Annotated in this window: 19 protein-coding genes and 1 pseudogene; 9 read left to right on the forward strand and 11 right to left on the reverse strand. The window is 61.3% G+C overall.

Features of this window, described 5'->3' with window-relative positions; translation table 11 throughout:
* The first annotated feature begins 17 nt into the window (after positions 1-17).
* From ACIP21_RS14245 to ACIP21_RS14270, 6 genes are all read left to right on the forward strand, one after another.
* Positions 18-767 carry an electron transfer flavoprotein subunit beta/FixA family protein gene (locus ACIP21_RS14245; RefSeq protein WP_400688423.1) on the forward strand — a complete coding sequence of 250 codons (750 nt, stop codon included), beginning with the start codon at positions 18-20 and terminating at the stop codon, positions 765-767.
* Positions 767-1696: an electron transfer flavoprotein subunit alpha/FixB family protein gene (locus ACIP21_RS14250; protein WP_400688425.1), complete on the forward strand. Its 930-nt coding sequence runs from the start codon at positions 767-769 to the stop codon at positions 1694-1696. The genes ACIP21_RS14245 and ACIP21_RS14250 overlap by 1 nt, the downstream gene beginning before the upstream one ends.
* 18 nt (positions 1697-1714) lie before the next feature.
* Complete coding sequence (locus tag ACIP21_RS14255; protein ID WP_400688426.1) at positions 1715-2557, forward strand: MaoC family dehydratase N-terminal domain-containing protein; 843 nt, start codon at positions 1715-1717, stop codon at positions 2555-2557.
* Positions 2554-3378, forward strand: coding sequence for an HpcH/HpaI aldolase/citrate lyase family protein (locus tag ACIP21_RS14260; RefSeq protein ID WP_400688428.1), 825 nt, complete (start codon positions 2554-2556; stop codon positions 3376-3378). Before ACIP21_RS14255 ends, ACIP21_RS14260 begins: the two co-directional genes overlap by 4 nt.
* An 84-nt stretch (positions 3379-3462) precedes the next feature.
* A complete protein-coding gene (locus tag ACIP21_RS14265; protein WP_400688429.1) occupies positions 3463-4116 on the forward strand; it encodes a TetR/AcrR family transcriptional regulator in 654 nt (217 codons plus the stop codon).
* A 108-nt stretch (positions 4117-4224) separates the two neighbouring features.
* The gene (locus ACIP21_RS14270; RefSeq protein WP_400688431.1) at positions 4225-5331 is read left to right on the forward strand and encodes an FUSC family protein; all 1107 of its coding nucleotides are present in this window, start codon (positions 4225-4227) and stop codon (positions 5329-5331) included.
* 14 nt (positions 5332-5345) lie between these two features.
* Here ACIP21_RS14270 and ACIP21_RS14275 read toward each other — a convergent pair whose 3' ends face one another.
* The 4 genes from ACIP21_RS14275 to ACIP21_RS14290 all read right to left on the reverse strand — a co-directional run bounded on the left by ACIP21_RS14275 (position 5346) and on the right by ACIP21_RS14290 (position 9810).
* A complete protein-coding gene (locus ACIP21_RS14275; RefSeq protein ID WP_400688433.1) occupies positions 5346-6713 on the reverse strand; it encodes an MFS family transporter in 1368 nt (455 codons plus the stop codon).
* Between the two features lie 117 nt (positions 6714-6830).
* Entirely contained in the window at positions 6831-7484 is a 654-nt protein-coding gene (locus ACIP21_RS14280; protein ID WP_400688434.1) for an alpha/beta hydrolase, read from the reverse strand.
* Positions 7485-7518: 34 nt separating this feature from the next.
* The gene (locus tag ACIP21_RS14285; RefSeq protein WP_400688713.1) at positions 7519-8658 is read right to left on the reverse strand and encodes an MFS transporter; all 1140 of its coding nucleotides are present in this window, start codon (positions 8656-8658) and stop codon (positions 7519-7521) included.
* A gap of 156 nt (positions 8659-8814) precedes the next feature.
* Positions 8815-9810: a M20 aminoacylase family protein gene (locus tag ACIP21_RS14290; protein ID WP_400688716.1), complete on the reverse strand. Its 996-nt coding sequence runs from the start codon at positions 9808-9810 to the stop codon at positions 8815-8817.
* 38 nt (positions 9811-9848) lie between these two features.
* On the opposite strand from ACIP21_RS14290, the gene ACIP21_RS14295 reads away from it, so the two are divergent.
* The 3 genes and pseudogenes from ACIP21_RS14295 to ACIP21_RS14305 all read left to right on the forward strand — a co-directional run bounded on the left by ACIP21_RS14295 (position 9849) and on the right by ACIP21_RS14305 (position 12188).
* Complete coding sequence (locus ACIP21_RS14295; protein WP_400688436.1) at positions 9849-10769, forward strand: hypothetical protein; 921 nt, start codon at positions 9849-9851, stop codon at positions 10767-10769.
* 640 nt (positions 10770-11409) lie between these two features.
* Positions 11410-11727, forward strand: a complete 318-nt coding sequence (locus ACIP21_RS14300; RefSeq protein ID WP_400688438.1) for a type II toxin-antitoxin system PrlF family antitoxin — start codon at positions 11410-11412, stop codon at positions 11725-11727.
* Positions 11727-12188, forward strand: a pseudogene (locus ACIP21_RS14305) (type II toxin-antitoxin system YhaV family toxin). The gene ACIP21_RS14300 and the pseudogene ACIP21_RS14305 overlap by 1 nt, the downstream one beginning before the upstream one ends.
* A 114-nt stretch (positions 12189-12302) precedes the next feature.
* On the opposite strand, the gene ACIP21_RS14310 reads toward ACIP21_RS14305, so the two are convergent.
* From ACIP21_RS14310 to ACIP21_RS14340, 7 genes are all read right to left on the reverse strand, one after another.
* The gene (locus ACIP21_RS14310) at positions 12303-15464 is read right to left on the reverse strand and encodes a CusA/CzcA family heavy metal efflux RND transporter (protein WP_400688440.1); all 3162 of its coding nucleotides are present in this window, start codon (positions 15462-15464) and stop codon (positions 12303-12305) included.
* Positions 15465-15488: 24 nt separating this feature from the next.
* Positions 15489-16754: an efflux RND transporter periplasmic adaptor subunit gene (locus ACIP21_RS14315; protein ID WP_400688442.1), complete on the reverse strand. Its 1266-nt coding sequence runs from the start codon at positions 16752-16754 to the stop codon at positions 15489-15491.
* 68 nt (positions 16755-16822) lie between these two features.
* Positions 16823-18094 (reverse strand): TolC family protein, encoded by a 1272-nt coding sequence (locus tag ACIP21_RS14320; RefSeq protein WP_400688444.1) that lies wholly within the window; start codon positions 18092-18094, stop codon positions 16823-16825.
* A 176-nt stretch (positions 18095-18270) separates the two neighbouring features.
* The gene (locus ACIP21_RS14325; protein WP_400688446.1) at positions 18271-19230 is read right to left on the reverse strand and encodes a 2-hydroxyacid dehydrogenase; all 960 of its coding nucleotides are present in this window, start codon (positions 19228-19230) and stop codon (positions 18271-18273) included.
* 27 nt (positions 19231-19257) lie between these two features.
* Positions 19258-20610, reverse strand: a complete 1353-nt coding sequence (locus ACIP21_RS14330; protein ID WP_400688448.1) for an MFS transporter — start codon at positions 20608-20610, stop codon at positions 19258-19260.
* Between the two features lie 89 nt (positions 20611-20699).
* Entirely contained in the window at positions 20700-21974 is a 1275-nt protein-coding gene (locus ACIP21_RS14335; RefSeq protein WP_400688450.1) for a glucarate dehydratase family protein, read from the reverse strand.
* Entirely contained in the window at positions 21971-23368 is a 1398-nt protein-coding gene (locus tag ACIP21_RS14340; protein WP_400688451.1) for an MFS transporter, read from the reverse strand. The genes ACIP21_RS14335 and ACIP21_RS14340 overlap by 4 nt, the downstream gene beginning before the upstream one ends.
* Positions 23369-23395 lie beyond the last annotated feature (27 nt).

Genomic DNA, 23395 nt, shown 5'->3' on the forward strand with positions numbered 1-23395 from the left:
AGCGAGTATTACTGCTTATGAAAGTGCTGGTCGCTATCAAACGTGTGGTCGACTACAACGTGAAAGTCCGCGTCAAGGCGGACAACTCCAGTGTCGACCTGGCCAATGTGAAAATGGCCATGAACCCCTTCTGTGAAATCGCCGTGGAAGAAGCCGTGCGCCTGAAGGAAAAAGGCGTCGCCACCGAGATCGTCGTGGTTTCCGTCGGCCCGGCCACTGCCCAGGAGCAGTTGCGTACCGCCCTGGCCCTGGGTGCCGACCGCGCCATCCTGGTCGAAGCCGCTGACGAACTGCATTCCCTGGCCGTGGCCAAGGCGCTGAAGGCCGTTCTCGACAAGGAGCAGCCACAGCTGGTCATCCTCGGCAAGCAGGCCATCGACAGTGACAACAACCAGACCGGCCAGATGCTGGCCGCGCTGACCGGCTTTGCCCAGGGCACCTTCGCCTCCAAGGTTGAAGTGGCTGGCGACAAGCTGAACGTCACCCGTGAGATCGACGGAGGCCTGCAGACCGTTGCGCTGAACCTGCCGGCAATCGTCACCACCGACCTGCGCCTGAACGAGCCACGCTATGCGTCGCTGCCGAACATCATGAAGGCCAAGAAGAAGCCGCTGGAAACCGTCACGCCAGACGCGCTGGGCGTTTCCCTCGCCTCCACCAACAAGACCGTCAAGGTTGAAGCCCCGGCTGCCCGCAGCGCTGGCATCAAGGTCAAATCGGTCGCCGAACTGGTCGAGAAACTGAAAAACGAGGCGAAGGTAATCTGATGGCCATTCTGGTAGTTGCAGAACACGACAATCACACACTGGCTGCCGCCACCCTCAACACTCTGGCAGCGGCCAAACAGATCAGCGGCGAAATCGTCGTGCTGGTCGCCGGCTTCAACGTGGCGGATGTAGCCTCTGCTGCTGCGCAAATTGCCGGTGTCAGCAAGGTACTGCTGGCCGATGATGCAGCCTATGCACACCAGTTGCCGGAAAATGTCGCTCCCCTGCTTGCCAATCTGGGCCGGGATTTCAGCCATGTACTGGCGCCGGCGACCAGCAACGGCAAGAACATCCTGCCGCGGGTTGCTGCGCTGCTGGATGTGGACCAGATCTCCGAGATCATCTCGGTTGAATCGGCCGACACTTTCAAGCGCCCGATCTACGCCGGTAACGCCATTGCCACCGTGCAATCGAGCGCTGCGGTCAAGGTCATCACCGTGCGTACCACCGGCTTCGACGCCGTGGCCGCCGAAGGTGGCTCGGCTGCCGTGGAAGCCATCGGTGCCGCGCACAACGTTGGTATCTCGGCCTTCGTCGGCGAAGAGTTGGCCAAGTCCGACCGCCCAGAGCTGACCGCTGCCAAGATCGTCGTGTCGGGCGGGCGTGGCATGGGCAACGGTGACAACTTCAAGCACCTGTACAGCCTGGCCGACAAGCTCGGCGCTGCCGTCGGTGCATCGCGCGCCGCGGTTGACGCTGGCTTCGTGCCGAACGACATGCAGGTCGGCCAGACCGGCAAGATCGTTGCGCCACAACTGTACATCGCCGTCGGTATCTCCGGCGCGATCCAGCATCTGGCCGGCATGAAGGATTCCAAAGTGATCGTTGCGATCAACAAGGACGAAGAGGCCCCGATCTTCCAGGTGGCCGATTATGGTCTGGTGGCTGATCTGTTCGAAGCCGTGCCTGAACTCAGCGACCAGCTCTGACCACAAGAGGACATCGACATGACCACACAAGACTTCAGCGCCTGGATCGGCCGCAGTGAAAACTTCGAGGAACGTCTTACCCATAATCTGGTGAAGCGCATCGCTGCGACCTTGAGCGAGCCCTGCCCGGCCCCCGGCGAAGCCTTGCCGCTGCTCTGGCACTGGGCGTTCTTCCAGCCGACAGTAGACGCAGCAGGCCTGGGTAGCGACGGCCATCCGGCACGTGGCGGCTTCCTTCCTCCGGCTGAAAACCGTAACCGCATGTGGGCCGGCAGCCGCCTGCAGTTCATCAGCCCGCTACGCGTCGAAGCCGATGTCACGCGTCGCTCGACGGTCATCAAGGCCGAAGAGAAACAGGGCCGTACCGGTGCGCTGCTGTTCGTGACGGTGCAACACGAGTACCTGCAGGACGGCCACGTGGCACTGATCGAGGAGCACGACATCGTCTACCGTGAGCCCAGCCCGCCCAAGCTCGGCGGTACGGATGCCGCGCCCGAGGCGCAATGGCGGGAACCGGTCACACCGGACGCGACCCTGCTGTTCCGCTACTCGGCTGTCACCTTCAATGGCCACCGCATTCATTACGACTGGCCCTATGTCACCGAAACCGAAGGTTACCCGGGGCTGGTGGTACATGGCCCGTTGATCGCGACCCTGAACCTGCGCGCCTTCCAGCGCGCCAACCCGAACGCGCAGGTGCAGCGCTTTGCATTCCGTGGCCTGCGCCCGTTGATCTCGCCAGCGCCCTTCGACGTCGGCGGGCGTCTGCTCGAAGCGGGCAAGGCCCAAGTCTGGGCGACGGCAGCGCAAGGCACGGCCCAGACCGGCGAAATCGAATTCACCCTGGAGCACACGCAATGAGCCCGGTAGTTGTCAGAACGGCACTGTTCGTCCCCGCCACTCGGCCTGAGCGGATAGGCAAAGCGCTGGCCAGTGGTGCCGACCGCGTGATCGTCGACCTTGAAGACGCCGTCGAAGAAGCCGCCAAGGAGCAGGCGCGAGAAAACTTGCACCAGTTCCTCAGCGATCATCCGCATGCCAAGGTCCTCGTGCGGACCAATGCTCCCGGGCACTGGGCGTTCGATGCCGACCTTGCACTCTGCCACCGCCATGCCGGGGTGATCGGCATCCTCTTGCCCAAGGCCGAAACCGTGCAGCAGATCGAGCGCGCGCATGCCACCGGCAAACCGGTACTGCCGATCATCGAGAGTGCAAGGGGCCTTGTCGCCCTGCCCCAACTGGCAGCGGCAAGTGGCGTCGAGCGCCTGTCGTTCGGTAGTCTGGACCTGAGCCTTGACCTGAATCTGCGTACCGACAGCGAAGCGGCTGCGCAGGTGCTGTCCCACGCCCGCTACGCGGTGGTCCTACACAGCAGGGCAGCGGGTCTGGCGGCACCGCTCGATGGCGTTTACCCGAACATCCAGGACGCTGACGGGCTCCATGAGCACGTGCAGTTCGCCCGGGACATGGGCTTTGGCGGCGCCCTGTGCATCCACCCCAGCCAGGTCGCGGTTATTCACCGTGCATTGCAACCATCGGCAGCTGAACTGGACTGGTCCCGCCGCGTGATCGCAGGCGCTGACAGCGGTGCAGGCGTCTTCACCCTCGACGGGCAAATGGTCGACGCGCCAGTGATCCTGCGCGCCCGTGCACTGCTGCAGCTCGTCGATCCGCAGGCTTGATCCGCGTTACCGCCCCTGGTGCCGGGCTGCCCACGTTCTGACGGACCGGGCACCCGACACCAGGGGCTCCTCGACAACCCCGAGATGCCCATCGCCATGCCCCAGCACGCACACTCTTGCCGCGACGGCTTGCTCCAGGTGGCAAGCGAACTGATGGCCGAAATCGGCTATGCCGCCATGAGCATGCGCCAACTGGCGGCACGCGCCGGTCTGCAGCCTGGCAGCCTCTACCATCATGTCGCCAGCAAGCAGGACCTGCTTCTGGACGTGCTGCTGTACGTCCTCGCCCAGCGCCTGGAAGCGTGGCGCAGCTGCACCTTCCCACGCAATCTGCAAGGCTACCTGCGGTTCATGCTGGACCGTCAGCGCACCCACGCCGGCGAAGAACTTCTCCTGCGCCATGAGTCGCGGCATGTCAGCGCGCAACAACGTGGCTGGGTGCAGGCCGCACAACAACGGTTGCGTGAGCCGCTGCGGCAATACATCGCGATCGAGCAGCACTGCGCCGATGACGTTTCTGGGGCCTGCGAAGCGATACTGGCCCTGCTCGACTCGGCCGACAATCTGCGCCGCAGGGATGCGCCCATGGATGAACCAGCGATCGAACGCTGGGTGATCTGCATGAGTCGCCTCTTGCTCGGCCAGCCTCAGGGTTCTGTACAGCGCAACCCAGCCGATGCGCTGAGCGCGATGTGCCTTGAAGATCGCGCCTGCAGGTCTATGGTTACCCCAAGGTAGCGTCCTGGATAACTCGCCTGCACCTGCGTGATAGTCGCGTGGCGCGCCAAGGTTCTGGAGTCACGCCCAGTCGCCCCATCTCAACTTCGTCAAAGGTACCCTCGTACGATGAGCCGGCTGTCTTCGTTCTGGGCCCCTTTGGTAACCTTCCTGCAAGCGCTGCGTAACGAGTTCCTTGCGCCGGCCCGCCTCAGGCCCAGACTCACCGACGAGATCGAGACCTTGCTGTCGGTGTTGCAAGCCATAGCCATCGCCCATTACCTGCGGGTAGAAAACGTCGGCTGGGCAGCTTTCAGTGGCTATATGGTAATGCGTGCAAGCCTGCATGAATGTGTCTATCGCGGCGGCCTGAGGATCATCGGCACTGCCGCGGGGGCGGTGGCCGCTGCTTCACTGACGTCACAGCTAGCCATCGCCCCACAGGTACTCGGCCTGGTCGTCGGCCTAGTGGGCGGTACCACCCTGCTGCTCGCGATTCGCCATGCACACGGGTACGCCTGGCTATTCACCGGCCTCACCTTTGCCATGGTCGCCATCGCGGCCATGCAGGCCACAAGCACTGAGCAGATATTTCATTTCGCTCGTACTCGGGTGGAAGAAGTGGCCTGCGGTACCGTGGCCTGCTGGTTCATCCGCATTTTCTCCAGCGCCGTGCAGCATCAAGGGCTCCAGCGCCATCTTTCGCCCTACACGGCCGGGGTAGCTCCCCATGAACGCGTGGACCGCGTGCAGCTCACCCATGCCGTGCAGGCCGCTGTCGCCCTTGCCCTGGTGCCGCTGTTCTCAGGTTGGATCGCCGAGGACGGCCTCAGCCAGGCGGCGATCACCATCATGGCAGTGATGATGGTACCTGCCGCGGCATTGGCCGAGGGTGGTCGTAGCGTGCAGCGTCGCAACCTGCATCGCCTGCTCGGATGTGGTGCTGGTGCGTTGCTCGCAGGCCTCGCGCTCTGGCTGCTGGGTTCGAGTTGGGTCGCCATGACCCTGGTGATGTGCCTGGGTGTGTGGATTGGCCGCCATCTCGAGAACAGCGGCCAACCGTTCGCCTACATGGGCACGCAATTCGCCCTGGTGTATCTGGTGGTCATGGTGCCCGACTCATACCTGCAGGTCAGCGCCGCGCCCGGCCTGGTGCGACTTGAGGGCATCGTCCTGGGCTTCGTGCTGATTGCGACGGTGCGTCTTAGCAACATGCTGGTGCAGCGCCATCCATGACCAACGTCACAAGGTCAATTGCCAACCTGACCCGGTAGCCGCTTGCGTGCCATGAACTTGCGGATGCCGATGTTTTCCTCGACCTTGCCGTCGCCGTCCAGATAGCCATGCTTACCCATGTCCGGCATCAGCCAGGCCGATATCAGTGTGATCGCACCGATCATCGCCACGTAAAGGTAAAACACATCTTCCCTGCCCATCGAGCGGAAGCTCAGCGCAACATACTCGGCCGTGCCACCAAACATCGCATTACCCAGCGCATAAGGCAGACCTACCCCCAGAGCACGTACCGTTGACGGATACAGATCAGCTTTCAGTACACCAGTAACCGGGGTGTAGAAAGCGGCAATGAGCAAGCCACAGAGCACGAGCGCGAAGGCACTCAGTGGATCGTGCACCTGCTTGATCGCGGTGAGTAGCGGGATCACCAGGAAAGTTGAAAGCACACCGAAGATGATCATGTTGCGGCGCACCCCGATCCTGTCGGCGAGGAGCCCGAATACCGGCTGGCAAAACATGAAGATCACCAGCGCCGCCGCCATGATGATACTCACGGTCGGCGCGGCGAGGCCGACGCTGACCACCAGGAACTTCTGCATGTACGCCGTGAACGTATAGAAGTACAGGGAGCAGCCAATAGTGATGGTGAAGGTCAGCAACACGGCTCGCTTGTGCTGCATCAGGGCCTTGATCGAGCCGGACTCCTTGCGTTTCATGTCCTGTTCGGTCGCGGTCTCACGCATGGTCCGGCGCAGATACACCACGACGATGGAAGCCAGCGCACCGATCAGGAATGGCACACGCCAGCCCCATGCTTTCAGGTCCTGCTCGCTCAGCAGCATCTGCAGTATTGCCACCGTCAACAGCGCGAGCAATTGGCCGGCAATGATGGTCATGTACTGGAAGGAGCCGAAGAACGAGCGTCGCCCGGCACTGGACACCTCGCTGATGTATGTGGCGCCAGTGCCGTATTCGGCCCCGACCGACAAGCCCTGCATCAGCCGCGCGATGACCAGCAGGACTGGCGCAGCCACACCGATCGACGCATAGGTGGGCATGACGGCGATCATCAATGAGCCGCCGCACATCATGAACACCGAGATGATCATCGAAATCTTGCGACCGCGGGTGTCAGCGATGTAGCCGAAGATCCAGCCACCCAGTGGCCGCATGAAGAAGCCCACGGCAAAGATCCCGGCCGTGGCGAGCAGCTGGCTGGTCTGGTCACCGGCGGGGAAGAACAGGGATGCGAAGTAGATCGAGGTGTAGGCGTAGATGAAGAAGTCATACCACTCCACCAGGTTGCCGGAACAGACGCCGACGATTGCGGTGGTGCGTTCTTTGCGCGTCAACGGGCGCGCCGTGCTTTGCTCTGCGTTCATGGAGGTACCCTTGTTGTTCTTGTTTTACTGACTCGGGTACAGCTTTGCACAGCGCTGTTTGGGGAGAAGACCTGACCGCGGCCTATCAGCTATGCCTGGCGGGCATGGCCCGCTGTATCACAGGTTGGAGAGCCGTTTCTGCTCAAGGTGAGCGATCACCAGGTCGGCCACGCTATTCAGGCAGCCCTTGAAGAAGTGATTGACGCCTGCATAGACCGTGACACTGCGATGCTCGGGCGCCGCCCATTGCAGCAGGTTTTCCAGCGGCGCCATTTCATCGCGTTCGCCATGGGCCAGCAGGCAATCGGTCGGCACAGGCAACGCCGGGTAATGCCGCCCACCTGGCACATCGCCGACCGGCAGGCCGAGCAAGGCAACGGCTTGCAATCGCCCGGAGAGCGCGCAGGCAACCCGGGCGAATACGTACGCGCCGAAAGAGAAACCGACGATGGAAATGGGCAACTGCGGATACTGCTTGCCGAGATACTCAATGACGGCAAGACTGTCTTCAGTCTCACCGAAGCCGACGTCGTGCTCGCCTTCGGTCAGCCCGACACCCCGAAAGCTCGGCCGAACTACCCGCCAGCCGCTAGCACAGAGTTGCCGGGCCAGGGTCAACGGCACCACATGACGCGGGTTTCCACCCAGCAGCGGCTGTGGGTGGCTGACCAGCACGATGCCTTTGGACTGGCCCTCGGGATGATCCACCAACAACTGGATGCGCCCGACCGGCCCATCGATCAGTACTTCTTCCCGCTCTGTGCTCGACATGTCATTGCATCCTGAAAACAAAAAATCGTGGTCGTCACACCCCGTGCTGCGCATCCGCGTTACGTGACAGCGAACGAAGCACGAGCACTACCAGCACGACGTTGGCCAGCGCCAGTGCGCAAAGCGCGGCGAGCACGCCCATGGCACCAAAGTGCTGCAACAGATACCCACCAACCAATGGCGTCAGTGCCTGGCCGATCAGTGAGGGGCGCGACATCTTGCCCATCAGCGCAACATACTGCGCCGGCGGCATCAATGCGAGCGGCAACAAGCCCCTGACGATGGCCCGCAGACCGTTGCCACTGCCATACAGCAGCAGGCCCAGTGCGGTCGCTCCGGGCGCCAGTGCCACCAATGCCACGCCCACCGCGACCAGCAGCGAAGACACCAGCGCAGTCCATATCGGGTGGCGTTTGCTGGCGAGGATCTGCAGAACGCGCGAGGCGACCTGGCTCGGCCCCAGCAAGGCGCTGAGCCCGATTGCAGCAGCCAACGAATGACCCAACCCTTGCAGCACTGCCACAAGCTGCACGGAGATGGCGGTCATGATGATCGCACCGAGGGCAAAGATGCTGGTCAGCAGCAGGTACAAGCGCCGATCCACGATTGCCGTGGTCGAGGTGGGTACGTCTTTTGACGTTTGTTTGTGTTGCCCCGCTGGCAGCACCCACAGGTACAACGGCGCCACCGCGATAATCAGCAAGATGCCGTAGCCCACGCACGCCGCACGCCAGCCGAGCTGTTCGATGGCCAGGGCCAGCAGCGGCCAGGTCACCGTGGTAGCGAAGCCGGAGATCAACGTGATGCCGGTAATTGCCCTGCCTGCCCGCTCGGCATAGAGCGCCCCCAGGGTGGCGAACAAAGCCTCGTACAGCCCCATCGCCATGCCCGTACCGATGACGAGCCAGGCAAGCATGAACACCGGCAGGCTCTGGCAGTTTGCAACGATCAACATGCCGATACCCACTACCAGGCCGCTGCCAGCCAGCTGCATGCGCCCGCCATGGCGCGCCACCAGCCGGCTGGAAAGCGGTGCCAGTAGCGCCGAGACCATCAAGCCAAGCGACAGCGCGCCATACACCCAATGCCTGTCCCAGCCCATCTCCTGCGTGATCGGCTCGGCCATCACCGCCAGCAGAAAAAACGAACCGCCCCAGACCAGGATCTGCAGCATACCCAGGCAGAAAATGCCCAGAACCCCGGGAAGACGCACAGCACTGTTCACACTACAACCTTCAGATGGAGAAAACCTTCGCCATATTAAAAGGCGGCTCCGTCTTGCTGCTATTCAATCGAGGCATATCAGATATGACACGCCTATGCGTACGGATCAGACCAGCCAGGCTTGCGTCAGCCGCACCCAGAAGCTGGCGCCGACCGCGAGGATGTCGTCGTTGAAGTCATACTCCGGGTTATGCACCATGCACCCTCCCTGGCTGCCGATGCCATTGCCGATATAGGCATAGCAGCCAGGGACCTGTTCGAGCATGTAGGCAAAGTCCTCACTGCCCATTACGGGCCTGGATTGCGCATCCACGCGAGCTTTACCCAACATATCGCGTGCGATACCCGTGGCGAACTCAGTCATCTGCCGGTCGTTGACCAATACCGGGTAACCGCGCTCATAACGGATTTCGGCGTGCAGCCCGAAGCTTTCCGCCTGGCCGACCACCAGCGTCCGGATACGTTGCTCGACCCGTTGCCGCACCGTGGCATCCAGCGTGCGCACCGACAACCTCATTTCAACAGCCTCGGGGATGATGTTGAAGGCCTCGCCCGCATGCACGCTGCCCACCGAGATCACGGCGGCATCGAGCGGGTCGACGTCACGCCCGACGATTGTCTGCAGCGCAACCATGATGGCACCGGCCGCTGGCATCGGGTCGTGCGCGCGGTGGGGAAATGCGCCATGCCCGCCTACGCCGCGCAAGGTGATGGTCACGTTGTCGGAGGATGCCGTCATCGGTCCCACGCAAAAAGCCATGTCCCCAGCGGCGATGCCCGGCATGTTGTGCAGGGCGAACACGGCGTCGCAAGGGAATCTGTCGAACAGGCCGTCATCCATCATCGCCTTGGCGCCACCGAAGCCTTCCTCGGCCGGCTGGAAAATCAGGTTCAAGGTGCCGCTGAACGCGCGGCTCTGTGCCAGGTTGCGGGCCGCACACAGCAGCATGGCGGTATGCCCATCATGCCCGCAGGCATGCATCTTCCCGGTATTCACGCTGGCATAAGGCAGGCCGGTATTCTCAGTGAGCGGCAAGGCATCCATGTCCGCACGCATGCCAACGCTGCGAGTGCCGCTACCGGCTCGCAACACGCCGACCACGCCGGTGCCGCCGAGGCCTCGATGGACCTCGTAACCCCATGCCGTCAAGCACGCTGATGTACCGCACCCTGGCCCACATCGGCACGCCGCCCGATAGCGAACCGGTATGCTGGAAGCGCGTCGCTGGCATCGTGGCCGGAGCCGTCGCGCTGAGCGCCTTCACCGCCTTGGTGCTGGAACACACCTTGCTGGCAACCTTCACCATCTGGGCCGCCGGGCTCACCATTCTGTCAATCTTCCTTTACATGACCGTCAGAGCGGCGCCAGCGGAACGTGCCGGCCTGATCGCTGCGCTGTTACTGACCCTGCAGGTCTTCCTGTTCTTCATCTTCTACCAGCAGCAATACACCTCCATCACGCTGTTCGCGCTGCGCAATGTCGATCCGCGCTTCACTTTCTTCGGGCACACCCTGTTCACCTGGAGTGCGGCGCAGTTCCAGGCGCTCAGCGCTATCTGGATCATCATGCTGGGGCCGTTCCTGGTCTTGCTCTACAACAGGCTGGGCAACCGTGGCAACGATGCCCCGGTCGCGGTGAAGTTCACCCTTGGCTTCGCTGCGGTAGCAGCCAGCTTCTTTCTGCTCGCGGTAAGCGGCCAGTTCGCGGTGGACGGCAGAGTGTCGTCATGGTTCGTGGTCTGGAGCTATGCGCTGTACGCACTTGGCGACTTGCTAATCAGTGGCCTGGGCCTGGCGATGATTTCACGCTATGTGCCAATACGGGTGAGTGGCTTCATGATGGGCGCCTGGCGTAGCCCAGTACCTGGGCAGTGCGGTGGCCAACCTCGCCCAGTTGCCACCCGCAGGCATGGAGGCGAGCCTATCGTTGCCGCTGTATATGCGCCTGTTCAGCGGGCTTGGCTGGGCAGCTATCGCCGGAATGCTGCTGGCGCTGGTGTTGTTGCCGTTGCTGAAGAGGCTGTCGCTCGCTCATCAAAACCGTACGGCAGCGCGCGGTGAGGCAATTCCATCGATTTAGGCTGATGTCGATGGACGCCGTTCACCACAACCGGCCCAATGCATGCGCAATGCTCCTTTCGACCATTCTGCCGCAGAGGTACACTGAAGGCCGATGTGTACCACTGCCAGAGATGTCACGAATCGCCATTCTCGATCGCGCAGCCTGCTGGAGGTATCGGGGGTATTTTTGGGGGTACATTTATGATTTTTCGACCCTGAAATGCCGCCCTAGAGCCCTGTCCAAATGTTTTTTGGGGATCCTGAGAGTCTCTAGTTCCCAGGGTGGGAAAACAACGCAACGTCGTTTTCGCAAGAGCCGCCGCTGGGGGTGAAGTCTTCAAGATGACCATAAACGGTAGCCCTGACTGTAGGCGCTGATGAAGAACTCCCCATCTGCCGAAAAAACGCTGACCCAAGCAGCCTCAAGGCTACGGCCGTCTGTGCTGGGTATCTACCTATCCATGTTGGGGCAGTCTTGCTCCAACAGGTAGGGCAGTTCGATCGTGTCCCAGGAAGTGGTGTAACTCATCCTGCGGCGCTATTGAGCGTCCGCCCCGCCTATGCTTGATCAGAAAAAACAAAGATTGACCACGTAAGGATAATTCCTTGCCCTTCAATCGGTACATCCGGGAGAACGCTCATGCCTGCCATCCACGAAATCGCCACACTGACCTCGAAGGGGCAGGTCACCCTGCCCAAATCCGTTCGCCAGCTACTGGGCATTGATACCGGTGACAAGATCGCATTCGACGTACGCGGGGGTGAAATCGTGGTAAGCCGCGTAGAAACCACCCACGAAGACCCTGCCATCGGTGCATTCCTGGGTTTGCTGGAGGCTGATATCCGAAGCGGACGCAACCTCACCACCCTGCCGGAAGACTTGGCGCAAACTATGCTCGCCAACGCAAAGCACTCCGTAAACCTGGACGAAGATATCGATGGTGAGGTCGCGATCTGATGGTGCGACATGGCTGGACACTGTTGTTCCATGAAGGTGTGACTTTACAGCTACGCAAATTGCAAGAAGCCGCCGCCCGGGCCGAGCAGAACGACCCACAAGGTTTTGAAAGCAACGCCAACGTGAAGCTGTTTCGGGCATTGAGCCATCTGATCATGGAGGCTGTACCAGCCGACCCGGGCCGTGATGAATTTCGCCAAGGCAACACGCTGGGCACCGCCTACCGACATTGGCGGCGGGCAAAAATCGGTAGGCGCTTTCGGCTGTTCTTTCGCTACGACTCAAGGTCCAAAGTCATCGTCTATGCATGGGTCAACGACGAAAATACCCTACGGTCCGCAGGCAGCAAATCCGACCCCTACGCCGTATTCGAGTAAATGCTGGGCCGCGGCAATCCTCCTGATGACTGGGATGCGCTGACTGCTGCGACGCGTAGCGACTGGAACAAGCCCAAAGCGTAAGCGGCACGCTTTGGCGAGTGATAACACGTTCAACACCGCCCCTCAGTGCGTCCACTCTTCATATAAATCAAAAAAGCCCACAACAGGGGTTGTGGGCTTGTCTTTCAGTGGCTATCAGCTGACCACTTCGACCTCATCGCCATCTTCATCTTTTCGGTGTGCCCAGTGATACAGAGCAGGCAGTACCAGCAAGGTCAGCGCGGTGGAGGACAGAATCCCGCCAATCACCACCGTTGCCAGCGGCCGTTGGACCTCGGCGCCGGTACCGGTGGCCAATGCCATCGGGATGAAGCCCAGGGAAGCCACCAGCGCTGTCATCAGCACAGGTCGCAGTCGGGTCAGAGCGCCTTCGTCAACGGCCTGCCTGAGCGTTCGCCCCTCCTCCCGCAACCCGCGGATGAAGGCAATCATCACCAGGCCGTTCAATACCGCGACACCGGACAGTGCAATGAAGCCGACCCCTGCCGAGATCGACAGCGGGATATCCCGCAGCCACAACGCCACGACGCCACCGGTCAGTGCGAATGGAATACCGGTGAAGACCAGCATGCCGTCCTTCAGGTTGTTGAACATCAGGAACAGCAAGGTCATGACCAGCAGCAAGGCGACCGGTACAACGATCTGCAGGCGCTTGGCTGCCGATTGCAGCTGCTCGAACTGACCGCCCCAGCTGGTCCAGTAACCGGCAGGGATTTCGACCTCCGTTGCCAGTGTGGTTGCAGCCTCATCAACGAATGACCCAAGGTCGCGCCCTCGAACGTTGGCGCTAACGATGATCAGACGTTTGCCATTCTCGCGGCTGATCTGGTTCGGGCCCAACTGCAAGTCCAGGTTGGCGACCTGCGACAGCGCAATGAAGCCAATTTGATTGGAGCCCTGAGCCGCATTGGCAGGAACAGGGATCAACAGGCCAGACATACCCGCTACGTCTGTACGTACGGCCTCAGGCAGGCGAACCACCATGTCGAATCGACGATCACCTTCGTACAAGGTTCCGGCCGTGCGCCCCCCTACAGCAATCGCGATCGAATTCTGCACATCCGCAATGTTCAGGCCGTAGCGTGCTGCTTTCTCCCGATCAATATTGATGGTCAGCACCGGCAGGCCGGTGGTCTGCTCAACCTTGACCTCTGAGGAGCCTGGCACCGCTTTGAGCGCTGCAGCGATTCTGTTGGCCGTGTTGTTGAGCACGTCCATGTCATCACCGTAGACCTTGACGGCAACGTCGCTGCGCACCCCGGAGATCAGTTCGTTGAAACGCAGCTGGATCGGCTGGGACATCTCATAGTTGCTGCCCGGCACACTCGCAGCTGCCTTCTGTACATCGGCGATGAGCGCGTCTCGCGACTTGCCGGGATCGGCCCATTGGTCCTTTGGCTTGAGCATGACGTAGGCGTCGGAGATATTCGGCGGCATTGGGTCAGAGGCGATTTCAGCAGTACCGGTACGGGCGAACATCCGCTCGACTTCCGGTACCTGTTCGACCACGGCCTTTTCCAAGCGCTGCTGCATGTCCACCGACTGACTCAGGCTGGTACCCGGTACACGAAGTGCTTGAAGAGCGAAGTCACCTTCGCTCAAGCTCGGGATGAACTCACTGCCCATACGGCTGGCAAGTACACCGCTGAGCACGACCAGGGCGACTACGGCCGAGAAAGCGATATTGCGGTGTCCAAGCACCCATTGCAAAATCGGCTCGTAACGCAGCCGCGCGGTGCGCATGACCACGCCCTCCTCCTCCTTGACCTTGCCCGTGACGAACATGGCAATTGCCGCAGGCACGAAGGTGACGGAGAGGATCATTGCGCCCAGTAGCGCCATCACGACGGTGAAGGCCATGGGGTGGAACATTTTGCCCTCGACGCCGGTTAGGGCGAAGATCGGCAGGTACACCACCATGATGATCAGTTGTCCGAAGATCAGCGGCCGACGCGCTTCACGGGCAGCAGCAAAGACTTCATGGAAGCGTTCGCTCTTGGTAAGCATGCGGCCATGCTTGTGCTGCGCATGGGCCAATCGACGGATCGCGTTCTCCACGATAACCACGGCACCGTCGACGATGATGCCGAAGTCGAGGGCGCCCAGACTCATCAGGTTGGCACTGACCTTGTTGTTGAACATGCCAGTGAAGGTGAACAGCATGGAGAGTGGGATGACCATCGCCGTGATCAGCGCAGCACGGATGTTGCCGAGGAACAGGAAGAGGATGGCGATAACCAGGATCGCGCCTTCCACCAGGTTCTTCTTCACCGTCGCAATGGCTTTTTCAACCAGGTTGGTACGGTCGTAAACGGTGACGGCGACCACGCCCTTTGGCAGGGTGCGGTTGATGTCAGCCAGCTTGGCAGAGACAGCCTGGGACACGCTACGGCTGTTTTCACCGATCAGCATGAACACGGTACCGAGCACGACCTCGCGGCCATTCTCGGTAGCAGCACCCGTACGCAGCTCTTTACCGATGCTGACGTCAGCAACGTTGCTGATGCGAATCGGTGCACCGTCCACACTGGTGATCACGATGTTGGCGATGTCTTCGATATTGCCGACTTGGCCAGGCGCACGGATGAGCAACTGCTCGCCATTACGCTCGATGTAACCGGCACCGACGTTGGCGTTGTTGCTTTCCAACGCTGCGACCACATCATTCAGGGTCAGCTTGTAGGTAGCCAGGCGCTTCGGATCCGGCGCAACGAGGAACTGCTTGGCAAAGCCACCGATGGTGTTGATCTCGGCCACGCCGGGCACGTTGCGCAACTGAGGCTTGATGATCCAGTCCTGGATCACCCGCAAGTCGGTGGGCGTATAGGGCGTGCCGTCTTCTTTGACCGCGCCATCTTCGGCTTCCACGGTCCACAGGAAAATCTCCCCGAGCCCGGTGGATACCGGCCCCATGACAGCTTCTACGCCCTCTGGCAGCTGTTCCTTCGCAACCTGTAGCCGCTCGTTGATCAGCTGGCGGGCAAAGAAGATGTCGGTGCCATCCTTGAAGATCACGGTGACCTGAGACAGGCCAGAGCGAGACAGGGAACGGGTCTGCTGCAGGCCTGGGAGACCGGCCATGGCCGTTTCGACGGGAAATGTGATCCGCTGCTCGGTTTCCAATGGTGAATACCCAGGCGCGGCAGCGTTGATCTGCACCTGGACGTTGGTGATGTCGGGTACTGCATCGATGGGCAGCTTTTGGTAGCTGTAGATGCCGATGCCGGCCATGATCAGGACAGCGATCATGACAACGATGCGCTGCTCGATGGCAAATCTGATGATGCGTTCAAACATGAGAAATCATCCTGTCAGTTCGCATCAGTGGCTGTGCTCGGCAGATGCTTTGCCGAGCTCGGACTTGAGTGTGAAGCTGCCATTGGCAGCCACTTGGACGCCCGCTTCGATGCCGTCGGTAATTTCCACGTACCCATTGTCACGACGGCCGAGTTTCACTGGGCGGGTGTCGAAGCCTTCAGCGGTGCGGACGAATACCGAGGGTTTGTCCTCAACGGTCTGCACGGCATGTTCAGGGACGGCCACCGCCACGCGATCAGTCTGGGAAGTCACCGCGATGTTGACGAAAAGGCCAGGGCGCCAAGCCCCGCTGGGATTGGTCAGGGTGACACGGACGGTTGCTGCACGATTCTGCTCGCCCAACAGGCTGCCGACATAACCGACCTTGCCTTCGACCTCGACGTTCATGTCAGGCGAAGAAACCTTCACGGCACGACCGGTCGTGACCTTGCCCAAGTCAGTAGGCGGAACGGCGAAAGTGGCCCAGACCTGGTTGAGGTCGGACAGGATGAAGGCGTTAGTCGCCTCACTGACGACTTCACCGACGGTCAGGTGCTTCTCCACCACCACGGCATCGAAGGGTGCCCGAAGCTCGTAACGGTTACCCCCGACAGAGTTCACCGAGGCGCCGATCGCTCCGACCTTCTGTTTGGCGTTGGCCAAAGAGATCTCTGCTTCCTGCAGCGCCTGGCGCGCTTGGAGGTAGTCCTGCTCAGCCGAAATCTTGTCTTGCCACAACTGCTTCTCTCGATCGAAGGTCACTCGCGCCAGTTCGACACGACGCTGTGCAGCCTGTTGCTCGCTACGTAGGTCGGAGATCTGTTGGCTGGCAATCACTGCCAGGACCTGGCCCTTCTTGACGGTCTCGCCAAGGTTGGCCTGAACAGTTTCGACGACGCCAGGGACACGAGGAACGACGTGTGCAGTGCGGTCTTCGTCGAAACGAATCTCGCCCGGGAAGCTGACGACAGTTCCCAGGTCACGAGGCGCTGCAGATTCCAGAGAAACGCCCGCTGCTTTGATCTGTTCAGCGCTGAGGGTCAGCTTGCCCTCTTCCTCACCGCCCTCTTCACTGTGGCCCTCTTCGCCATGACCGTCTTCACCATGGCCCGCTTCGCCCTTCTCTTTACTGGCTGATCCGGCCTTCTTTTCATGGCCATGACCATCGTCAGTACCGTGTTCGGTGTTCGTTGCCGCTTGCTGTCCGGAACTGTTGTTCCAGGCGAGGCTGCCAAATCCAAGGGCTGTCACAGCGGCAACCGCGAGGGCGATCTTGCGTTTGTTATCCATTGCTACTCCTGCTGATCGTAGACACCGGCGTGCTTGACGCCGAGTGCCGAAGAGAATGTATGGCCCGTTCAACGTGCGCCGGCAGTCGAACCGACTTCGCCATAAACCCTTTCCACTTGCGCACGCGCATTGGTCGCCGCTGCCAGCGAGTCGAGGTACTGGCCACGGGCGGCGATCAAGGTGCGCTGGGCGTCCAGCACTTCGATAAAGCCGAATTTCCCCATTTCGAATCCGCGGGTTGCGGTGTCCACAGCCTGCTGGGCTGAGGGCAGAATGGTCTTGTCGTAGGACTCGACTTCTTGCATGGCGGTGGCCCACTGGTTCAGCGCGGTCTGGGTTTCGGCGCGCAGTCTCAGCTCGACAGCGTTACGCAGGTCGCGGGCCTGATCGGCACGTCGGGAAGCGGAAAGAATGTTGCCTTGGTTACGATCGAACAGCGGCAAAGGCATGGACAGACCAACGACATTGACTCGCTCGCGCACCGAGCGGTCGTACTGGCTACCCATGCTTACCGTGAGGTTTGGAATGCGCTGAGCTTTCTCTGCGCCAAGCGAGGCATCGCTCTTGTCAATCTGCACCACTGACTGGCGCATTTCCGGAGTCTGATCGAGCTTTGCCAGCAACGCTTCAGTACGCGGCGGCAAGCCAGGAGACAGCGTTGGTGATTCAAGGCGATCGAATACCGTCACAGAACTCCCCGTGACCTGGGCGAGTTGCTGGTAGGCGGTCGCTTTTTCCGTTTCGGCGCGACGAACCTGCAACCGGGCTTCAGCCAGTTGAACCTGGGCGCGGGTAGCCTCCACGGGTGAAGATTTACCTGCGCGAACACGACCCTCGACAATGCGAAGGCCGCGCTCGGTCAGTTCAAGGGATTGTTTGGCCAGGTCGAGTCCGGCCTGGGCTCGTAATGCGGCGTAAAACGCCTGCACGACGTCTGCACGCAGACCATTCAGGCGTCGGTCCAACTCCAGTTGTGCAACACTCTGGCCGTATGTGGCGACATCTACGCGGGCTCCCCGCTTACCACCGAGCTCCAGGGTCTGACTGAGCGTAACGGTCGTTGTGCTGGTATTGCGCCGTGTGTCCTCCATTTCATACGAGATTTCGGGGTTGGGAATCAGCCCGGCTTGCTTGCGTGCACCGTCCGCGATGCCGATTTCCTGACGTGCCGCCGCGAGGTCTGGGTTGGCATCCATTGCCGTCGACAGCGCTTGGGCCAAGCTGATGCTCTGGGCGAATGCAGAGTGTGCCAGCAACCCGGAAATCACCGCACAGAGCGCGGCGATCTTCCACGGTGAAACGTAGGTCCTGGATAAGACATTGCGGTTATACCGGAGCACTTTCTTGGTCCTCGTGCACAAACTTCGTAAAAGCTTGGCGAGAACGCCGAAACAGCTGCCAAGCCCCACTGGATTAGGTGATGGCACTCTAAAAAGCGCTACCTATCAGAGGGGTGGCTGGAAAATTACAATTTCGTAAGAAAAGCTAAAAAAGACAGTAATAACTTCACCCCCTATCATTCAACAGGAGTCAGCACGCGTTTGTTGCCTGTGAACCAGCCTTGCAAGTTGTCCCATACCAACGCGCCCATGGCTTCGCGTGTTTCAACGGTGCCGCTCGCCAGATGCGGCAGCAGCACCAGGTTCTCCAGCGCCAGCAGGCGATCAGGGACCTGCGGCTCGCCATCGAGCACATCCAGCCCGGCACCGGCGATCACACCGTTTTCCAGTGCATGAATCAATGCCGGCTGGTCCACCACCGATCCGCGTGCAATGTTGACCAGGTACCCTTTGCCACCCAGTAACGCCAGGCGCCGGGCATCGATCAGCTTGTCGGTTGCCTTGCCACCGGGCACTGCCAGTACCAGCACGTCGCTGTGCTCGATCAGCGCATCGAGGTCGGCGAAGTAGAGGTAGTCGATCCCCGCCCTGGGGTTGCGATTGTGATAAGCGATCTGCATTCCGAAGGCCTGGGCGCGGATGGCGATGGCCCGGCCGATATTGCCTAGCCCGACCACACCCAGGCGCTTGCCCCCGACCTTGGTGGCCAGCGGGAAGCGCGCGGCGGCCCATTTGCCGGCACGGACATAGCGCTCTGCCTCGCTGAGGCGGCGCAAGCTATCGAGAATCAGCGCCATGGCGGTATCGGCCACGCACTCATCGAGCACATTGGGGGTGTTGGTCACCACCACCCCGCGCGCCCGGGCCACATCCACGGCGATGGAGTCATAGCCGACGCCGAAGCTGAAAATGCCCTCGAGGTTGGGCAATTGGCCGATCAGGTCGGCACTTGCCCCCCAGCCGCCACTGGTGATGATGGCCCGAACCCGGTTGCCGTTGGCCGCGAGCCAGGCTTGCGGCTCATCCAGCTCCCAGTAGCGGGTGGCGTCGTAGGACGCCTCGATGGCCTGCTGCAGGCTGGGCAGCAGCGCGCCGACGATCAGTACCGAAATGTCCTGGGTGTTTGCAGATGGCATGAAAGCTCCTTGAAGTGTGTAGCAGCGTCAGTTCCGCACTGGCGAAAGCTGCGCGCTTGCGGCAAATTCGGCGTCGTCCGAAAGCTCGACGCGCTTGATGTCGGGAATGATGAAGACATAGGTGACTACACCGAGGATGCAGTGTGCGGCGACATACACCAGCGCGGCTTCGTAACCGCCAGTGATGCCGACGATATAGCCAATGGCGATCGGCGTGACGATGCTGCCCACGTTGCCAACGGTGTTGAACACCGCACCGCTGAGCCCGGTCAGGCGCTTGGGCGAGGCATCGGCGATGCATGCCCAGCCGATGGCGGCGTATCCCTTGCCGAAGAAGGCCACGGCCATCAGCGGTACCATCAGCCACAGTGAATCGACGAAGTTGCAAAGCACCAGGGTACTCGCCAACACGAAGCCGACGATGGCCGGGATCTTGCGCGCCCACGTCAGGGAAATGCCGCGCTTGAGCAGCCGGTCCGAGCTGATGCCCGACAGCAACCCGCCGAGGAAGCCGCATACCGCTGGCAGCACGGAGATGAAACCGACCTGGAGGATGTCCAGGTGGCGCGCCTGGACCAGGTACAGCGGAAACCAGGTGATGAAGAAGTACGACATCGACACGATGCAGTACTGGCCAAGATAAATACCCATGAGCATGCGGTTGCGCACCAGGTCCTTGAGGTACTTCAGCTTGGGCGCACGATCGTTGCGCCCCTCCTCGTCCATGTTCACCAGCCCCCCACCCTGCTCGATGTAATCGAACTCGGCCTGGTTGATGCGCGGGTGGTCCTTGGGTGTATGGATGGTCTTCACCCAGCCCAGCGCCAGCACGAAGCCCACCCCGCCCATGAACAGGAACACGTACTGCCAGCCGAAGGCATGCACGATGTAGCCCATGATCGGCGAGAACAACACCACTGCAAAATACTGTGCCGAAGCGAAGATCGAGGTGGCCATGCCGCGCTCCGAGGCAGGGAACCACGACGCCGCAAGCCGGCCATTGGCAGGGAACGCCGGAGCTTCGACCAGACCCAGCATCAACCGCAGGAAGAACAACATCATCACTGCTGTCGTGGCCTCGAAACCTTCGACGAAGGCCTGCAGGAAGGTCATCGCCGACCACAGCACCAGGCTCAGGCCATAAATGGTTTTCGAACCATAACGATCCAGCAGCCAACCGCCGGGGATCTGCCCCAGCACGTAGGCCCAGCCGAAGGCCGAGAATACATAGCCCAGGGCAATGGGTTGCAGGTCGAGGTCGGCCGACAGCGCCGAGCCTGCGATCGACAGTGCGGCACGGTCGGCGTAGTTGATTGACGAGACCACGAACAGCATGGCCAGCACCTGGAAACGGACGTGAGTCCTCTGTTCGGTCTGCATCACGATCACCTTGTTGTTTTTGGCGTGAACGGAAAAGCTGACGAGCCAGGATGAACTCCCGCTGGCATTGCAGCGGGAGTAGACGCGCTTCAGAAGCGCGGTTTGACGGCTTTCCAGTCCGCTCGGTAACGCTGCATCTGCTTGACGTCGTCACGCTGGCGGATACCACAGCTCAGGTACTGGTCATGCAGTTTGCCCAACTGGTCGTGGTCGAGTGCCACGCCCAGGCCCGGCGCGCGGGTGATCTGCACGCAGCCATCGACGATCGGCAGCTTGCCGCCCTTGATCACTTCTTCGTCCGGCTCCTGCCACGGGTAATGGGTGTCGCAGGCATAGTCGAGGTTGGGCACCGCGGCAGCCACATGGGCCATGGCCATCAGGCTGATGCCCAGGTGCGAGTTGGAGTGCATCGACACGCCCAGGCCAAAGGTGTCGCACATCTTCGCCAGGGTCTGGGTGTCGCGCAGACCGCCCCAGTAATGGTGGTCGGCGAGCACGATCTGCACGCTGTCCTGGGCAACGCTGCGGCGGAACTCGTCGAAATCGGTGACCACCATGTTGGTCGCCAGCGCCAGGCCGGTGCGCCGGTGCAGCTCGGCCATGCCTTCCAGGTTCGGCGTCGGGTCCTCGTAGTACTGCAGGTCATCACCCAGCAGCTCGGCCATGCGGATGGCGGTTTGCAGCGACCAGTTACCGTTGGGGTCGATACGCAGCGGCAGGCCTGGGAAGGCTTTTTTCAAGGCTTTGATGCACGACACCTCGTGCTCCGGCGCCAGAGCGCCAGCCTTGAGCTTGATGCTCTGGAAACCGTAGGCCTCGATCATGCGCCGGGCCTGGGCGACGATCTGCTCTTCACTGATCGCTTCGCCCCAGCTGTCCGGTTTGTAGGGCGAGTCGATGTGCTCGGCGTACTTGAAGAACAGGTAGGCACTGAATGGAATGCGCTCGCGGACCGCGCCACCGAGCAGGTCCACCAGCGGCACGTTCAATGAATGCGCCTGCAGGTCGAGAAAGGCCACTTCAAAGGCCGAGTAGGCATTGCTCACCGCCTTGCTGGCATGGGAGCCCGGCGCCAGTTCGGCGCCGGCCACGGAAGCCGGACGGTGGGCGGCCACGGTGGATTTGACGATGGCCCGCAGCTGGTTGAGGTTGAATGGGTCGAGCCCGATCAGTTGCTGCTGCAGCGCCTGCTGGATGGCCAGCGCCGGGGCATCGCCATAGCTTTCGCCCAGGCCGATGTAGCCGTTGTCGCTTTCAATCTCGATGATCGAACGCAAGGCGTAGGGTTCATGGATGCCGCTGGCGTTGAGCAGCGGTGGGTCGCGAAAGGCGATCGGGGTGACGGTGACGCGGACGATTTTCAAGAGGCTGCTCCCTGTGGACCGCAACGCATGGCGTGATGATGGGTTGGCGTTTGAGTGGTGATCTGGGTGACCTGCTTAGGCGTGAGCTGGCTGGAGGCGCCATTGCGCGGCGCGGTGCGGGCGAGAAACACCGCTGCTGCGGCCAGTAGCGAAGTAACCGCGAGGCCGTAAAGCCCGCCCTCGATGGAGCCGGTGGTCTGTTCGAGGAAGCCGAAGGCCGTTGGCGCCACGAAGCCGCCCAGGTTGCCGATCGAGTTGATCAGGGCAATCACCGCCGCGGCGATGCGCGCATCGAGGTAGCCCTGAGGGATGGGCCAGAACAAGGCCGACGCAGCCTTGAAGCCAATCGCGGCGAAGCAGATGGCGACGAAGGCGAACACCGCCCCGCCGGTGGTCGACATGAACATGCCGAACGCGGCGATCACCAGCATCAGCGCGACCCAGGCCTGTTGGTGTTTCCACTTGCTGGCCATGGCGGCGAACCCGTACATCGCGACGATCGAGATCAGCCACGGAATCGAGTTGAACAGCCCGACCTCGAAGTCGCTGAGGCTGCCCATCTGCTTGATCATGCTTGGCAGCCAGAAGGTCGCGCCATAGATGGTCAGGGCAATGGCGAAATAGATGAAACAGAACAGCGCGATCTGCCGGTCGGCCAGCAATCTGAACACAGAGGGACGGCTGACCTGGTTGGCCTCGCGGGCTTGCTGCTCCAGCTCGATGGCTGCGACCAGCGCCGCTTGTTCTTCCTTGCTGAGCCAGCGGGCCTGGCGTGGGTGCGACTGTAGCCAGAACCAGACGAACCCGCACAACACGATCGAGGCAAAACCTTCGATCAGGAACATCCATTGCCAGCCATGCAGGCTCAGGCCGTCGATGTGCAGCAAGGCGCCCGATACCGGCCCGGAAATCACCGAGGCAATGGCCGAGCCGCTGAGGAAGATCGCCATCGCCTTGCCCCGCTCGGCAGCCGGCAACCATTGGGTGAAGTAGTAGATGATGCCTGGAAAGAACCCGGCTTCGGCGGCGCCAAGGATGAAGCGCAGCACATAGAAGCTGGTTTCGCCGCGCACGAAGGCCATGGCCATGGCGGCCGCGCCCCAGGTGAACATGATGCGGGTCAGCCAGGCGCGGGCGCCGTAGCGTTGCAGCAGCATGTTCGATGGCACCTCGAAGATTGCGTAGCCGATGAAGAACAGGCCGGCCCCCAGGCCGTAGGCGGCCGCACCGATACCGAGGTCGGTTTCCATGTGGCTGCGCACGAACCCGATGTTGACCCGATCGATGTAGTTGACGATGAACATGATGACGAACAGCGGCAGTACATGGCGTTTGACCTTGGCAGCCGCGCGGGCGAGCACTGCCGGGTCTGGCGTATTGGCAAAGGTCTTCAAGGGTGGCTCCCGGTGATTATTTTTTTG

This window comes from Pseudomonas sp. NPDC089401, assembly GCF_044749485.1.
GTDB lineage: Bacteria > Pseudomonadota > Gammaproteobacteria > Pseudomonadales > Pseudomonadaceae > Aquipseudomonas.

Coding starts and splice junctions, on each gene's coding strand:
- ACIP21_RS14245 (WP_400688423.1), top strand. CDS start 18: ATGAAAGTGCTGGTCGCTATCAAACGTGTGGTCGACTACAACGTGAAA.
- ACIP21_RS14250 (WP_400688425.1), top strand. CDS start 767: ATGGCCATTCTGGTAGTTGCAGAACACGACAATCACACACTGGCTGCC.
- ACIP21_RS14255 (WP_400688426.1), top strand. CDS start 1,715: ATGACCACACAAGACTTCAGCGCCTGGATCGGCCGCAGTGAAAACTTC.
- ACIP21_RS14260 (WP_400688428.1), top strand. CDS start 2,554: ATGAGCCCGGTAGTTGTCAGAACGGCACTGTTCGTCCCCGCCACTCGG.
- ACIP21_RS14265 (WP_400688429.1), top strand. CDS start 3,463: ATGCCCATCGCCATGCCCCAGCACGCACACTCTTGCCGCGACGGCTTG.
- ACIP21_RS14270 (WP_400688431.1), top strand. CDS start 4,225: ATGAGCCGGCTGTCTTCGTTCTGGGCCCCTTTGGTAACCTTCCTGCAA.
- ACIP21_RS14275 (WP_400688433.1), bottom strand. CDS start 6,713: ATGAACGCAGAGCAAAGCACGGCGCGCCCGTTGACGCGCAAAGAACGC.
- ACIP21_RS14280 (WP_400688434.1), bottom strand. CDS start 7,484: ATGTCGAGCACAGAGCGGGAAGAAGTACTGATCGATGGGCCGGTCGGG.
- ACIP21_RS14285 (WP_400688713.1), bottom strand. CDS start 8,658: ATGCTGCAGATCCTGGTCTGGGGCGGTTCGTTTTTTCTGCTGGCGGTG.
- ACIP21_RS14295 (WP_400688436.1), top strand. CDS start 9,849: ATGCCGTCAAGCACGCTGATGTACCGCACCCTGGCCCACATCGGCACG.
- ACIP21_RS14300 (WP_400688438.1), top strand. CDS start 11,410: ATGCCTGCCATCCACGAAATCGCCACACTGACCTCGAAGGGGCAGGTC.
- ACIP21_RS14310 (WP_400688440.1), bottom strand. CDS start 15,464: ATGTTTGAACGCATCATCAGATTTGCCATCGAGCAGCGCATCGTTGTC.
- ACIP21_RS14315 (WP_400688442.1), bottom strand. CDS start 16,754: ATGGATAACAAACGCAAGATCGCCCTCGCGGTTGCCGCTGTGACAGCC.
- ACIP21_RS14325 (WP_400688446.1), bottom strand. CDS start 19,230: ATGCCATCTGCAAACACCCAGGACATTTCGGTACTGATCGTCGGCGCG.
- ACIP21_RS14330 (WP_400688448.1), bottom strand. CDS start 20,610: ATGCAGACCGAACAGAGGACTCACGTCCGTTTCCAGGTGCTGGCCATG.